The organism is Phenylobacterium sp. (assembly GCF_020253645.1).
Lineage (GTDB): Bacteria > Pseudomonadota > Alphaproteobacteria > Caulobacterales > Caulobacteraceae > Phenylobacterium.
This window is the reverse complement of the sequence record NZ_JADCBG010000148.1, coordinates 1-14,895: the sequence shown is the minus strand read 5'-3', so window position 1 is coordinate 14,895 and position 14,895 is coordinate 1. Positions and strand designations below refer to the sequence as shown.

Annotated in this window: 12 protein-coding genes and 1 pseudogene; 8 read left to right on the top strand and 5 right to left on the bottom strand. The window is 67.5% G+C overall.

Features of this window, described 5'->3' with window-relative positions; genetic code table 11:
- From INE98_RS10325 to INE98_RS10310, 4 genes and pseudogenes are all read left to right on the top strand, one after another.
- Positions 1 to 858: ShlB/FhaC/HecB family hemolysin secretion/activation protein (locus INE98_RS10325; protein ID WP_293538742.1), on the top strand; the 858-nt coding region annotated here is incomplete at its 5' end.
- Between the two features lie 445 nt (positions 859 to 1,303).
- A pseudogene (locus INE98_RS10320) lies at positions 1,304 to 1,786 on the top strand (Coq4 family protein); the annotation flags it as partial.
- Positions 1,787 to 1,880: 94 nt separating this feature from the next.
- A complete protein-coding gene (locus INE98_RS10315) occupies positions 1,881 to 3,509 on the top strand; it encodes a long-chain-fatty-acid--CoA ligase (protein WP_293538740.1) in 1,629 nt (542 codons plus the stop codon).
- A gap of 87 nt (positions 3,510 to 3,596) precedes the next feature.
- Positions 3,597 to 3,731: a hypothetical protein gene (locus INE98_RS10310; protein ID WP_293538739.1), complete on the top strand. Its 135-nt coding sequence runs from the start codon at positions 3,597 to 3,599 to the stop codon at positions 3,729 to 3,731.
- Between the two features lie 3 nt (positions 3,732 to 3,734).
- Here the strand turns inward: INE98_RS10310 and INE98_RS10305 are convergent, their stop codons facing one another.
- Both INE98_RS10305 and INE98_RS10300 read right to left on the bottom strand, forming a co-directional pair.
- Positions 3,735 to 4,625 carry an MBL fold metallo-hydrolase gene (locus INE98_RS10305; RefSeq protein WP_293538737.1) on the bottom strand — a complete coding sequence of 297 codons (891 nt, stop codon included), beginning with the start codon at positions 4,623 to 4,625 and terminating at the stop codon, positions 3,735 to 3,737.
- Positions 4,626 to 4,633: 8 nt separating this feature from the next.
- A complete protein-coding gene (locus tag INE98_RS10300) occupies positions 4,634 to 5,050 on the bottom strand; it encodes a TIGR01244 family sulfur transferase (RefSeq protein WP_293538736.1) in 417 nt (138 codons plus the stop codon).
- A 120-nt stretch (positions 5,051 to 5,170) separates the two neighbouring features.
- On the opposite strand from INE98_RS10300, the gene INE98_RS10295 reads away from it, so the two are divergent.
- Positions 5,171 to 6,094 carry an ABC transporter permease subunit gene (locus INE98_RS10295; protein ID WP_293538734.1) on the top strand — a complete coding sequence of 308 codons (924 nt, stop codon included), beginning with the start codon at positions 5,171 to 5,173 and terminating at the stop codon, positions 6,092 to 6,094.
- The gene (locus tag INE98_RS10290) at positions 6,091 to 6,972 is read left to right on the top strand and encodes an ABC transporter permease (protein WP_293538732.1); all 882 of its coding nucleotides are present in this window, start codon (positions 6,091 to 6,093) and stop codon (positions 6,970 to 6,972) included. Before INE98_RS10295 ends, INE98_RS10290 begins: the two co-directional genes overlap by 4 nt.
- Before the next feature lie 5 nt (positions 6,973 to 6,977).
- On the opposite strand, the gene INE98_RS10285 is transcribed toward INE98_RS10290, so the two are convergent.
- Entirely contained in the window at positions 6,978 to 7,520 is a 543-nt protein-coding gene (locus tag INE98_RS10285) for a hypothetical protein (protein WP_293538730.1), read from the bottom strand.
- A gap of 272 nt (positions 7,521 to 7,792) precedes the next feature.
- Here INE98_RS10285 and INE98_RS10280 point away from each other — a divergent pair, with 272 nt between their 5' ends.
- A complete protein-coding gene (locus INE98_RS10280; RefSeq protein ID WP_293538743.1) occupies positions 7,793 to 10,756 on the top strand; it encodes a TonB-dependent siderophore receptor in 2,964 nt (987 codons plus the stop codon).
- Positions 10,757 to 10,828: 72 nt separating this feature from the next.
- Complete coding sequence (locus INE98_RS10275) at positions 10,829 to 12,079, top strand: aspartyl/asparaginyl beta-hydroxylase domain-containing protein (RefSeq protein ID WP_293538728.1); 1,251 nt, start codon at positions 10,829 to 10,831, stop codon at positions 12,077 to 12,079.
- A 10-nt stretch (positions 12,080 to 12,089) separates the two neighbouring features.
- On the opposite strand, the gene sppA is transcribed toward INE98_RS10275, so the two are convergent.
- Entirely contained in the window at positions 12,090 to 13,865 is a 1,776-nt protein-coding gene (gene sppA / locus INE98_RS10270) for a signal peptide peptidase SppA (protein WP_293538727.1), read from the bottom strand.
- A gap of 94 nt (positions 13,866 to 13,959) precedes the next feature.
- A complete protein-coding gene (locus INE98_RS10265; protein ID WP_293538726.1) occupies positions 13,960 to 14,808 on the bottom strand; it encodes a YwqG family protein in 849 nt (282 codons plus the stop codon).
- Positions 14,809 to 14,895 lie beyond the last annotated feature (87 nt).

Genomic DNA, 14,895 nt, shown 5'->3' with positions numbered 1-14,895 from the left:
AAGAGCAAGCTCCTGGTGTTCGGAAGCTACTCCACTGTCAGGCCGAAGATCGCCGAGGGGTTCGACAATGTGGGCCATTCCGGCCAGGCCAGCGTCCGGTACTCACGGAGCCTGCCCCGGATCGGCCGGGCCACCGGCTCCGTGCAGGTCGGCTATGACTACAAGTTCACCGACAACAATCTGGAATTCGCCGGGGTCGAAATCATCGACTCGAAAATCGAGATCCACCAGTTCCCGGTGAATGTCGTTCTAAACGTCCCGGACCGGATGGGGCAGACCAGCCTTTCGAGCGACCTTGTCCTGAGCCCGGGGGACCTTTCCGGCGACAATAGCGACGCCGCCTTCGAGGCGCTCGTGCCCGGCGCCAAGGCGCGCTACGCTTATGGTCGCCTCGCCGTGACGCGCATCACCCGCCTGCCGCAGAGCGCGACTTGGGTGGTCCGGGGCGCATTGCAGGCCACGAGCGGCAACCTCCCGAACAGTGAGCAGATCGGCGGGGGTGGCTCCGGGAGTGCGCGCGGCTACTATCCGGATACGGCGGTGGGATCCACGGGCGTGATCCTCAGCAACGAGCTCCGGCTCGCCCCCGTCAGTCCTTCGGCCCTCCTTGGCCGGCGGTCGACGATCGAGGACAGCCTGCAGGCCGGCGTGTTCTACGATTTCGTCGACATCCGGCAGCCGGACAAGGTTCCCGGAGCCTCGGCGCCCGCCCGCCTGGAGAGTGTCGGCGTCCTACTGAACTATACCGCAGGCCGCAATCTGGACCTCTCCGTTGACGGCGGCCTGCAGCTGAGACGGGGTCCCAACGAGACCAAGAAGGGCGGGTACGTCTCCTTGTCCCTCACCGTCAGCTACTAGTCGCGACGAGAGGCATACGAAGGGAGAGCCCTGATCATGGGCGACCCGCGTTTCGTCTAGGCAGGCCGGGTCCAAAGCGGCCTGGGGTTGGGACATCCGGACCCGTACGGTGCGGCGTCCCCCGAGCGACTTGAAGCGGCCGAGGTCGCCCATGTCGCCTTCGCCGCCCGACGTGGCTTCGCCTTCCTGCGAGCGCTCCGACTAGACCATCAGACACCGGACGTTCTCTACTCGCGGTCCCGGACGGACTCTTCGTCTCTCCCTGAGAAATCTTAGACGGCGCAGATTGCGCGCGGTCGGCCCTAGGTTGACTAGGGCAACGGCGGCCCTGACGTCCCATCTCGAAGCCGCCTTCAGGGATGCGTAGCTCGAGCTCAGCCGCAGTCGGCCGGGTGTCGCCGAGGCCGCCGCCCGGGGCTGGCCTGAACCCTTCACCCTTGAGGCCCTCGCCGCCGCTCCGGCGGGTTCACTTGCCGGGGACTTCCACGACCTGATCGTCCGTAACGGCTTCGACCTCGAGGTGCTCGACCGGGAGGCCCTATCCCTGCGCGACCTGCCGCCGCCCCTCGACTACCTGAACGCCCGGATCCTGCAGGTGCATGATCTGTGGCACCTGGTGGGCGGCTATCACACGACCGGCCTCCACGAGATCGCCATCTCGGCCTTCCAGCTGGCGCAGTTTGGACATGCCTATTCGGCCTCTGTCCTGGCGGTCACGCTGGCTTCAGCCTCCGTTGAACCGGTTCGTTACGGCGTCCTGTCCGGGGTGATCGCCGCCGCCTGGGGGCACGGTCGCATCACGCCGCCCCTGCTCGGAGTCGACTGGCCGGCCGTCTGGGCCGAGCCGATCGGAACGGTCCGGGAGCGCCTGGGAGTCACGGCCTTCGAGTCCCCCTGGCCTGCGGACCTTTTCGAGCGGGCGGCTTGACCCCGTCCCGCCGTTGCCTCCGGCGGGTCGAGACCCTACTTTCCGTGCAACGCGCCGAAGGGCGCCTGAAACACATGACCTGGAGGGTTTCCCCATGCTCGGCAGAATGCAGGACTGGCCGCTGACCGTTGACCGGATTCTGGAACACGCCAAGACTTGGCATGGGGACCGCGAGATTGTCTCCCGATCCGTTGAAGGCCCGATCGTGCGCACGACCTACGCTGAGGCCTATGTACGGGCAAAGCGTTGCTCAAACGCCCTCAAGGCCCTTGGCGTCCAGCCTGGCGACCGGGTCGCGACCCTCGCCTGGAATACGGCGCGCCACCTGGAAGCCTGGTACGGCATCATGGGGATCGGCGCCGTCTGCCACACCCTCAACCCCCGGCTCTTCTCCGAACAGCTCGTCTACATCATCAACCATGCGGAAGACCGGGTCATCTTCACCGACCTGACCTTCCTGCCGATCCTCGCCCAGATCCGCGACCAGATACCGACGGTGAAGCATTTCATCGTGCTGACCGACGATGCGCACATGACCGACCAGCTGCCGGGCGCCCTGGCCTACGAGACCCTCATCTCGGGCCAGTCGGAAGATTGCGTCTGGGGCGGGTTTGACGAGAACACCCCGGCGGGCCTTTGCTACACCTCGGGCACCACCGGCAATCCGAAGGGCGTGCTCTACACCCATCGCTCGAACTTCCTGCATACGCTGGTGACGTCGGGCGCCGACGTCCTTGGGATTGGCGGGAATGATTCCATCCTGCCCGTCGTGCCCATGTTCCACGCCAACGCCTGGGGTATCGCCTTCTCCGCCCCCGCCGTAGGCGCCAAGCTGGTGATGCCCGGCCCGAGGCTGGACGGCGCTTCGGTGCACGAACTCATCGAGGCGGAGGGCGTCACCTTCTCCGCCGCCGTGCCCACCGTCTGGCAGATGCTTCTGGCCCACCTCCGTCAGACCGGAGGCAAGCTGACGAACCTCAAGCGTGTGGCGATCGGTGGCTCGGCCGTGCCGGAGGCCATAGTTCGCGGCTTCAGAGACGAGTTCGGCGTGGACGTCACCCACGCCTGGGGCATGACCGAGACCTCCCCCCTCGGCACCATAGCGAACCCCTCTTACAGGGTTGCCGAGATGGACGACGAGGCCCAGCTCCGCTTCAAGCTGAAGCAGGGCAGGCCGCCTCTCGGGATCGATCTCAGGCTGCTGGACGACGAGAACAAAGAGCTCCCTCACGACGGTCAGACCTTCGGGCGTCTGATGGTCAAGGGGCCCTTCGTGGTGGGCGAGTACTTCAAGGGCGATGGCGGCGCGATCCTCGACTCCGAGGGCTTCTTCGACACCGGCGATGTCGCGACCATCGACGAGTACGGCTACATGCAGATCACCGACCGCGCCAAGGATGTCATCAAGTCCGGGGGCGAGTGGATCAGCTCCATCGAGATCGAGAACATCGCCGCTGGCCATCCCAAGGCGGAGCTGGCGGCGGTGATCGGCGTGGCCCACCCCAAGTGGGACGAACGGCCCGTGTTGCTGGTCAAGCTACGCCCCGGAGAGAGCGGGACCAAGGAGGAATTCCTGAAGTTCCTGGAAGGCAAGATCGCCAAGTGGTGGACGCCCGATGACGTCGTCTTCGTGGATGACATCCCCCTCGGCGCCACAGGCAAGATCGACAAGAAGATCCTGCGGCAGCGCATGGTCGACTACGTCCTGCCGACGGCGGGCTGAGGCCTCGGCCCGGCGGCGCGGCCTTGACCTTGATCAAGGCGGCGTCCGCCGCAGCGTGGAGGATGGGGGCCTCATCAGGAGGTTCACATGCCCCATCTTCCCCTCGCCGAGCAGGCCTATCTGCTGACCGCCCTCTGCGCCTTCGCCGTCTTCATCCTGACGCTGGGCGGCGTCTCGACCCGCATCATGCTGGGCCGCAAGGACCCGTCGTCCAAGGCCTGAACGTCAGGGACGGCGGTAGGTCGATCCCGGACCGGGCTCCCCGTCACAGGCCAGCACGCCCCGGCGCACCAGGTCGATGGCGTGCCCGAGCAGGGAGTTGGCCGCCGCCGGGTGCAGGCGCTTGTCCACGGCTGCATAGAGCTCCGGCACCATGTCGGCGATCCGGCCGACTCCCTTGTCCACGCAGGCCAGGAACTGGGCTTCGCGGGCGCGCCGGTGCGCCGCATAGGCGGCGATGAACGGGGCCACCTCAGTAATGGGCGGACCGTGGGTCGGCCACAGGGTGTCGAACTTCCGGTCCGCCACCTTCTGCAGGCTCTCCATGTAGGCGGTCATGTCGCCGCCCGGCGGGGACACGACCGTGGTCGACCAGCCCATGATGTGGTCCCCGGAAAACAGGGCGTTCTCCTCGTGCAGGGCGAAGCAGATGTGGTTCAGGGTGTGGCCGGGGGTGGCCACGGCCTCAAGCGTCCAGCCCGGTCCGCGGATGATCTCACCGCCGCGGATCACGATTTCCGGCCGGAAGGTCTCGTCCTCGTCCGCCTCCACCACGATCCCGTCCGCAGCGCCGATCCGTGATGGCGGGCAGCCGTGAATCCGGGCTCCGGTCCTGGCCTTGAGGGGGGCGGCGAGGGGCGAGTGGTCCGAATGGTGGTGAGTAATCAGGATGTCCGTGATGGTCTCGCCCTCGGTAGCGGCGAGGATGGACTCCAGATGGTCGTCCATGTCCGGGCCAGGGTCTATGACGGCCACCTGTCCCCTCCCGATGATGTAGGTGCCCGTTCCCAGGAAGGTGAAGGGCCCGGGATTGTTGGCCACGACCCTGCGGATGAGAGGCGAGACCTGGTCGCAGGCGCCATACTCGAAGGTGATGTCCTTGACGAAGGGGATCATGGCGCGCCTCACATCGGCCGGGGCAGGGCTGCGGACAGATCGTATCCCGCCCCTGCGGCCAGGGCGACCAGCTCCGCCCTGTCCTGGGCGCCGGCCCGGAGCGCTCCCAGGGCCCAGGCGGTGATGGAGCGGGTTCCAGAACGGCAGTAGGCCAGAACGGGTCCGGGCGACTCAGCCACGGCGGCGAAGACCGCGTCCGCGGTCGCCGCATCCGGCATGCCGGTGAAGGGCAGGTGGACGAATTCCAGTCCGGCGGACTCGGCCGCAGCCTTCATCTCGGCGCTGGAAGGCTGCCCGGGTCCCTCGGCGTCCGGGCGGTTGCAGATCAGGCGAACAAACCCCTGCGAGGCGGCGTCGGCCAGGTCCCCGGGCGACAGTTGGGGCGAGACGGACAGGCGTTCGGTGACGCGGCGAAACTCGGACATGGCGGCTTCCTCCAGGCTTCCCGACGCCAGGGACCGGCGGGAGCGTTGACATCATCGGGGGGGGATGGAAGTTTCGCAATCGTCAGGCCCGCAAAAAAGACCCTCTCACGGCTCTCCGGAATGTTGCGTTTCATCGGTCGTCGTCTGCTCGTGGCCGGCCCCACCTTGCTGGTGGTGATCACCCTGGCCTTTTTCATGATGCGCGCGGCGCCAGGCGGTCCTTTCGACGCCGAGCGTCGCCTGCCTCCCGCCGTCGAGGAGAATCTCAAGGCCCGCTACGGCCTCGACCGGCCGCTGACCGAGCAGTACCTCAGCTATCTCGGCGGCGTGGTCCGCGGCGATTTCGGGCCTTCCCTCAAGTATCCGGACAAGTCCGTCGCCGACATCCTGCAACAGAACGCCCCCGTCAGCCTCAAGCTTGGCCTCGCCTCCATCCTTCTGGCCCTCGCGGTCGGGGTCTCGCTGGGCGTCCTGGCGGCCCTGCGGCGAAACGGCCTCCTCGACATCGGCGCAATGGGACTGGCCGTGCTGGGGGTCTGCGTGCCGACCTTCGTCACCGCCCCCCTCCTGATCCTGTTGTTCGGCTCGACCCTCCAATGGCTTCCCAACGGCGGCTGGAACGGCGGGGCCCTGCCCAACATGGTGCTTCCGGTCATCGTCCTGGCCCTGCCGCAGGCGGCCATCCTGTCGCGCCTGACCCGGGCGGGAATGATCGAAGCCCTTACGTCCGGGCATGTCCGCACAGCCAGGGCCCGCGGGCTTCCGGAGTTTGCGGTGATCGTGCGACACGCCCTGCGCCCCGCCCTGACGCCCCTGGTCAGTTATCTCGGCCCCGCCGCCGCCGGTCTGCTGACCGGCTCGCTGGTGGTCGAAAAGATCTTCAACCTGCCGGGCCTCGGCAAGTTCTTCGTCATCAGCGCCATGCAGCGGGACTACACCGTGGTGATGGGCATGATCGTCGTCTACGCCGGCCTGGTTCTGCTCCTGAATCTCATCGGCGACCTGCTGCTGGCGGTCGTCGACCCCCGGGTGCGCCTCACATGACCGACCTCGCCGCCCCGCCCCGGCCCGGTATCCGCGGCCGCAGCCTGACCGACGACGCCCTCGCCCGCCTGCGCGCCAATCGCGCCGCCACCTTCAGCCTCGGGGTCCTCGTCCTCCTGACCCTGTTCGCCATCTTCGCACCGCTCCTGAGTCCCTGGCCCTACGACCAGGTGAACAAGTCCCATGTCTGGGTCCCGCCCCTGACCGAGGGCCACCTGCTCGGCACCGACGCCCTGGGGCGCGACCTCATGACGCGGCTGGCCATGGGCCTGAGGGTGTCCTTGTCCATCGGCCTCGTCGCCACCCTGGTCTCGCTGGTCATCGGCGTCGCCTGGGGCGCGACGGCGGGCTATCTCGGCGGCGCGGTGGACGAGGCGATGATGCGGGTCGTCGATGTCCTGTACGCCCTGCCTTTCATCTTCTTCGTCATCCTGCTGATGGTGGCCTTCGGGTCGAACATCCTGCTCATCTTCGTCGCCATCGGGGCCGTCGAGTGGCTGACCATGAGCCGCATCGTCCGGGGCCAGACGCTGTCGCTGAAGCAGAAGGAGTTCATCGAGGCCGCCCGCGCCGCCGGCCTTGGCCGCCTGGGAATCGTCGCCCGGCACATCATCCCCAACCTGCTCGGACCGGTGGCGGTGTACGTGACCCTGACCATTCCCGCCGTCATCCTGGCGGAGAGCTTCCTGTCCTTCCTTGGCCTTGGCGTACAGCCGCCCATGGCCTCTCTTGGCACCCTGATCTCGGCCGGGGCGCAGGACATGGAGATGGCCTGGTGGCTGCTGGTCTTCCCGGCCCTGGCCATGGCCGCCACCCTGGCCGCCTTCAACTTCATCGGCGACGGGCTGCGCGACGCCCTGGACCCCAAGGACCGCTGAGGGATCTACTCCTCGCGACGGGCCCGGAAAGACCTCTGTCCGTCCACGCTCAGGAGAAAGCTGCCGAGGGCCGCAGCCCGGATCACCACGCGGGACCCGGCCCGGGGGTCACGGAGCACCGTTTCGGTGTCGGTCTGCCGCCAGACCGCGCCGCTGTCCAGCGACAGGATCCACTTGCCATCCCGCCCCAGGCGCGCCGCCGCCACCACCGCCTCGATCTGGCTGAGAGTCTCTTCCTGTTTCGGGGCCGCAGCAGATTCCGGCCGGACCCTGGGCGCCAGGTCGGCGATGGAGGGAATGGAAAAGCCGAAGGCCTGACGGCGGACGGCTTCCACCTTGGCCCGGTCCACAACCACCAGGGCGCCTCCGGCCTCGGCCGCAGCCAGGGCCCCCGACGCCCTGTCGAAGCAGGTCAGACGCTCGGCGTCCGCCGTCAGGCTCCGGCAGGACATGAGAGCCTCCAGCGCCCCGGCTGGCGGCGCTGACTGAGCCCAGGCGCCCCCACCCGAGAACAGTAGAAGCAGACCAAGTCCAAGGGTTCGTCGCATGTCCGTTCTCCAAAGACTCACATCGCCGCAGACAAGCCGCCGGACGTCCCGGCGTCAACGGCGGACGTCTTCGATCGCCAGACTGCAACTGTGGCGATTTTGCGACACGATCCCAACGTAAAGCTCGCATTAACCCCCTTTACGTTGACCGGTGCGCCAGCCCCGTGAAAAGACTGATGCAGAGCGAATCCAGCATGCCTGGATCGACGAAGGATGAACCCGTTCCCGGTTGTCGCCAGAGCGGCAGACCTGTTGGAGGATAGATCTTGAAGATGAAGTCCATGCGCGAGCGCCTTCTGGCGACGTCAATGATCTGCGGCGCGGCCCTGCTCGCGACCCAGGCCTACGCCCAGGGCGCGTCCAATGACGTGGCTGAAGTGGTCGTCACCGGTTCTCGGATTCAGACCCCCGGCATCCAGTCGGCCAGTCCGATCGTGACCGTCGGCGCCGAACAGATCCGCCAGCAGCAGACCCCTGAGGCCGAGAAGATCCTCCGCCTTCTGCCGGGCGTGGTGCCTGAAGACGGCGACGCCACCAACAATGGTACGGCTGGCGTCAGCACGTTGAACCTCCGGGGTCTTGGCGCCCAGCGCAACCTCATCCTGCTGAATGGCAAGCGGATGACGCCGTACAACTACAACGGTGAGGTCGATCTGTCGAATGTGCCGACCGCCCTGCTGGAGCGGGTGGACGTCATTACCGGCGGCGCCTCTGCGGTGTACGGATCGGACGCCATTTCCGGCGCCGTCAACTTCATCCTCAAGAAAAACTTTGAGGGCTTCGAGGCTGACGCCAACCACTCCCAGACCGGAGATGGCGACGGCAAGATCACCTCCACCTCCTTCACCGTGGGTGTGAACAGCCCTGACGGCCGCGGCAATGCGGTGGTCAGCGTCAACTATTCCAAGCGTGACGGCGTCCTGCTCGCCGACCGTCCCTTCGGCCTGCTGGGCGTGGTGACGGCGGACGGGAGCAATCTTGGCGCCACCACCCCGCCGGCTCCGCCCGCGGGTTGCGGCGGCCCCGGCGCCGTGGCGGCCGGCGGCTCCACCACCACCGTTCCCACCCGCGTGGCGATCACCGGCGTGGGCGGCAGCCTCGGCCAGTTCCGCGACGATGGCACCATCGGCGCCAACTGCTCGGTCTTCAACTTCAATCCATTCAACTATTACCAGACCCCGCAGGAGCGCTGGGGCGGCTCGGCCTTCGCCACCTACGAGGTGATGGACAATGTGGAGGCCTACGCCAACCTGATCTACTCCAAGACCCGGGTGCGCCAGCAGATCGCGCCCTCCGGAATCTTCGGGAACTCGTTCTTCGTTCCGCTGAGCAATCCCTTCCTGTCGGCCTCGGCCCGCGGCACCATCATCACCCAGGCCAACACCGCCCGGACGGCCGGCACCCTGCTGGCCAGCAACTGGAGGGACCTGAACGCGAATGGTGTTGTGGACGCGGCGGACGACATCAACCTGGTCATCCGTCGCCGGACGGGTGAACTGGGCGAGCGCTCCTCGACCTATCAGAACAACACCTTCCAGTTTAACGCCGGCTTCCGCGGTGAAGTGTTCGACAACTGGAACTGGGATGTCTTCGTCCAGCACGGCCAGGCGGACCGCACGAACATCGCCGCCGGCTACACCAACGTCACCAACTTCGGGAACGCCCTGAACGCCGTCCCGGGTCCGGGGGGTGCTGCGGTCTGCCGTTCGGGCGATACCTGCGTGCCCGTCAATGTCTTCGGCGGCTTCGGCACCATCACCCAGGCCATGGCGGCCTATGTGGGCGCCGTCGGCATCGAGCAGCAGATCTACAAGCAGACCATCTTCGGCGGATCGATCTCCGGCGCTGTGGACTCCATCAAGGTTCCGTCGGCGGCCCTGCCCGTGCAGTGGAGCTTCGGCGCCGAGTACCGCGAAGAGACTGGCGAGAGCATCCCCGACGAGTGCCTGAAGCTGGCGCCCACCAGCTGCCTGGGCGGCGCCGGCGGCAACACCCTGCCGATCAAGGGCGGCTTCGACGTCTACGAAATCTTCGGCGAAACCATTGTTCCGCTGATGTCCGACGCGGCCTTCGCCAAGTCTCTGGATGTCGAGCTGGGCTTCCGTTTCGCGGACTACAACCCCTCCGGTTCGAACACGACCTGGAAGGCGGGCTTGAACTGGGAGCCGGTGGACGGCCTTCGGATCCGCGCCATGCAACAGCGCGCCGTTCGCGCGCCGAACGTCGGTGAACTCGCGGCGCCCCTCGTCTCCGGCCTGCAGAACGCCACCCTCGACCCCTGCTCGGTCGCCAATGCGAGCGTCCTGGCCGGGAACGCCACCCTGCGCGCCCGGTGCGTCTCCACCGGCATGACGGCGGCCCAGGTGGGCGTCGTTCAGGACATCGTCTCTGGTCAGATCAGCACCTTCGAGGGGACCAACCTCCAGAAGCTGCCCAAGCCTGAGACGGCGGACACTACGACCGTGGGCTTTGTCTGGACCCCCAGCTTCATCCCGGTGGTCTCCTCGCCCTTCATCTCCGTCGACTACTACAAGATCCGCGTCGAGGACTGGATTGGTGAGTACGACGCCCAGGAAGTGCTGAACGCCTGCTACAACGCCGGTGTCGCCAGCCAGTGCGCCAAGGTCGTTCGGATCAACGGCGACCTCGCTTCGCCGGCGTCCGGCATCAGGCTCCTGACCGAGAACCTGGACTACCGCGAAGCGGAAGGCGTTGAAATGAACGCGGGCTTCGGGATCGGTCTTGCGGATCTTGGCGCTTCCGAAGACTGGGGCCGGCTGCAGTTCAGCCTGGCGGCCAACTACTACATGACCAACGAGCGCCGCTCCGACCCCACCATTCCGGTCGTGGACTGCATGGGTTACTACGGCACCGCCTGCGGCAACCCCACCCACCAGCTGCGGTTTGTCCAGCGGACCAACTGGTCCTTCGGCGACTTCTCCCTCGGCTATCAGTGGCGCTATCAGGACGCCGTGGAGATCGAGAAGCCGCAGCAGGCCGCGACCTTCGCCAAGTTCCGGAAGATCGACGCCTACCACTACCTCGATCTGAACGGGTCCTGGGCGGTCAACGATGCGGTACGCCTCAGCGCCTCGGTCCGGAATGTGTTCAACGAAGATCCGCCGATCGTAGGCAACGAGGCCGCCACCACCGCCGCCAACAGCGGCAACACCCTGCCCTCGAACTACGACACCTTGGGCCGGGTCTTCGCGGTGGGCCTGAACCTCCGGTTCTAATCCCTACGGCGATCCAATCTTTGGGGGCGGCGGAACATCTCCGCCGCCCCTTTTGTTTTTCCGGAGGCGAAGGTGCAGGCAGTGCAGTGGGCCGAGGCGGCGCGGGCGGCGGCGCGGGCAGGACGGTGGTCCGAGGCCGAGGAGATGTGGCGCAAGGTGCTGGGCGCCGACGCCGGCCATCCCGAGGCCCTGTACAGCCTGGGGGTGCACGCCCTGCAGGCCGGTCGGATGGAAGAGTCCATCGACCTCCTGCGGCAGGCCTGCGCGGCCGCCCCGGGCGAGGCGACGGTCTGGGTCTTCCTGTCCGCCGCGCTGAGGACCGCCGGACGGCCAGAGGAGGCCTGGGAAGCCATCCAGGGCGCCCTGGTCGCCGATCCCTATTCCCTGCCCGCCCTGCTGGCCAAGGCCAGCCTTCTGGAGGAGACCTCCGGAACCGCTGCGGCGGTCGTGACCTATCGCAACGCCCTGAAGGTGGCCCCGCCCTCCCAGCACTGGCCTGCCCATCTGCGCGGGGAGCTGGAGCACGCCGCCCGCCTGGTAGAGGCCGAGACAAAGGCCTACCAGGACTATCTTCTCCGGAGCCTGGACGGCCTGATCCGCCAGGCCCAGCCCACCGACCGGTCGCGCTGGCGGGAGGCCTTGTCCATCATGGCCGGCGCCAGCCGCCCCTACCTCTCCGACGCCAACCAGCTCTATGTGCCCCGGTTGCCGGCCATTCCCTTCTTCGACCGGAGTCACTTCCCCTGGATCGAGGCGCTGGAGGCGCAGACCGACGAGATTCGCCGGGAGCTGGAGGCCGCCCTCGCCACAGCGCAGGGGGCCTTCAATCCCTACATCGCCTATGCGCCCGGACAGCCGGTGAACCAGTGGGGCGAGCTGAACCACTCGGACCGGTGGAGCACGCTTGACCTCTGGAAGAGCGGCGCGCCTGCGCTGGAGAACCAGGCGATGTGTCCGGCGACCACCGCCGCCCTGGCCGAAGTGGACCTGGCCCGGATCGAGGGCCTCTGCCCGAACGTGATGTTCTCGGCCCTGGCCCCTAGGACCCGGATTCCGCCCCATCATGGCGAGACCAACGCCCGGGTCATCGCCCACCTGCCGCTTGTCGTGCCTGAGAACTGCGAGTACCGCGTCGGCTTTGACCGGATCCAGTGGCGGCCGGGCGAGGTCATCGTCTTTGACGACACCCTGGAGCACGAGGCTTACAACGGCAGCGACTCCCTCCGCACCGTCCTGATCTTCGACGTGTGGAACCCGCTGCTGTCCGAGGATGACCGGGCCATCGTCCTGGCCATGGCGGCGGCGGCGCGCGCCTACGGCTGAACCGCCGGGATCAGGGCGCTGTCACCGGTGACCGCACGGCTGCGGACCCGGGCGGCAGACGGCTCATGGCCATCTCGGTCAACAGGGCCTCGGCGCGCGGGTCGCCGACCACCCAGGCCGCGGCTGTGATCGCCCTGGCGGCCGTCCCTGAGACGCCGAAGAGGGCCTCGAACGCCTCGAGGGGCGAAGCTTCCGACGTCATCCACTGCAGGCGGACGTCTTCCTTCAACCCGGCCAGGGACCGGGCCCGGTCCACGGCGTCGTGAAAGCCGCCGATCTGGTCGACCAGCCCGAGCTCCCGGGCCTGGGCCCCGGTCCAGACACGCCCGCGGGCGATGGCCTCGACGCGCTCCAGGGGCATCCTGCGCCCCTCCGAGACCCGTCCGATGAACCGGGCGTAGATCTGATCCATCCATCGGCCGAAGGCGGCGCGCTGGGTGTCGCTCAGGCCAGGACCGAGGGCGAAGGCGGAGGCGTAGTCCGAGCCGACGCCGACCTGGCGCAGATCGATGCCCAGCCTCTGGAGGGCCTCGCCGAACGCCATCTTGCCGCCGAAGACGCCGATTGAACCGGTCAGGGTCGTGGGCTGGGCGACGATGGACGAGGCGTTGGCCGAAATCCAGTAGCCGCCTGAGGCCGCGTATGTGCCCATGGAGACGATGACCGGCTTGCCGGCGGCCTTGGCGGCTTCGACCGCCCTGCGGACCTGCTCCGAGGCGGTGTCGGAGCCGCCGGGCGAATTGATCCTGAGGACGATGGCCTTGACGTCCTTGTCCTCGGTCGCGGCGTGCAAGGCGTCCTCGAGGAGGTCGGAATAGATCATTCCGCCTGAGGCGAAGGGATTTGCGCCGCCATCGGAGCCCGTCATGATGGGGCCCTCGGCGGTGACGACGGCGATGGCCGGACCAGTCGACGGGCGGAGGTCGCGGTGGGACCGGGCGTAGGTCCCGAGGTCCCGGAACTGGGCGCCCCCGCCCGCGCGGTCGGACAGTTGCTTGCGGGCGGTGTCCAGATAGTCCACCCGGTCGATCAGGTTGAGCCTGAGGGCCTCCTCGGCCATCAGGGGGCCGGATTCGAGCGCCGTCCTCAGCTGGGCCGGCGACTGCCGGCGGTCGGCTGCGGCGCGGTTCAGGGCCGATCCGTAGATCGACTCCAGCATGGATACGGTCGCCTCGCGGTGCGCCGGCGTGTAATCGGACTGCAGGTAGCCATTGACCGCGTTCTTGAACTCCTTGCGCTGCTCGAAATCCGGGCGGACGCCGTAACGGTCGAAGATCCGCCTCAGGAAGATGTCCTCGGAGACCAGCCCGGTGGCCTGCAGTGAGGCGCCAGGCTGCATCCACACCTGGCCCCCCGCCGCCGCCAGCATGTAGGTGGAGGGGGTCGCCCCGGCCGGGTAGACGCCCTGGCTGAAGACGATCACGGGCTTTCCCGTCTTTCGGAAGCGCCGGAAGGAGTCGGCGATTTCATCCGCCATGGCCGGCTCCATGCCCGCCTCGGGCAGCCGGACCAGCAGGCCTCGGATATGATCGTCGGTCTCCGCCTTCCGCAGGGTGGTGACGATCTTCAGCACGGACAGACTGGGCTGCCCGAAACTGGCGAAAGGATTCGGCCTGTCCTGGTCCGTCAGGGCCTGCCGAAGATCCAACTCCAGAACCGTGCGCGCCGGGACCGGTTCCGGGCGCGAGGCGCCCGCTGCAATGACAATCAGCAGGAAAGGAACGCCGACCAGGAAAAGCAGAAGCCCGGCGAAGACGCCGCTCATCGTCAGAAGGAAGTGTTTCATTGCGCGCCCGGGGAGAGATCAGGAAACCAGACCCTATCCCGAGACGCCTCGCCCGCCAATGGATCACGCAGCGTTGAGGGGCCGCCGGGACGCCTCACAGAAACTGGGCGATGGCGAAGATCCGTGAGAAGTCGCCGGCCCGCGCGTCGGCCTCGCGGATCCAGAAGAAGAGCCGTCCGTTCTGGACCCAATCGAAACCCGCGCCGGGGTCGCTGTCGACCTGCAGGAGAAGCCGCCAGTCCCGCGCGGCCGCAAGCTCGGTGGGTGTAGGATCGTCCGTCCCAAGCTCCCGGATGTCCCCGCCGCGCGCCGCCGCGACAGCACATTCGACTTCCATCACGTCTCCCTGGAGGTTGCCGGGATAGCCGCCGATCTGGTGGGCGGGCTCGGGCGACAGGAAGCCGAGTATCGCGGCGTCCAGGGTCCGCTCCTCGTCACGGGTCAAGCCCCTCCAGTCGATTTCGACGCGCTCATCGGCGAAGGAGGTCCGCGGCTGGAAGGTGAGGGGAAAGGGGGCGATCCGGCTGCGGGGTTTCAGGTCCGCTGGCGGCTCAGGGGGCGCAACCTCGCCCGTCTCCCACCGGACGACGCAGGCCCCCGGCTGTTCCGGTTCGAAGTCCTGCGCGCGGGCGCCCATGTCGAGGAAGACGTGCAGTCGTCCCTCCGCCGGCAACCAGTCCGGGCCGCCGGCGGCGCGCACCTCCGCCAGGTCGATCCGGGCCAGGTGGGCCATGGGGCGCCCGCCGAACCGGGGCCAGTCGCCGGTGATCTCCGGCGGCCCTCCAAACCGGGTGCGGCCCTCGCCGCCGGGAACCAGGTGGAGGCAGGGGAGGGCCTCTGCGTGGATCTGATCCAGGATGGCCTGGACCCGCTCGGTGGGTGCTTGAATCTCCCGCGGTTGGCGGGCGAAGAGCCCGCCCAGAAAACTGAAAACGCCCGCCATTCCGGACTCCCTCGTTGATCCTACCGCCACGACCTTTGGTTCCTATTCTGTTCGAAATACGGCGCGACGCTACCCTCATTTCGATTT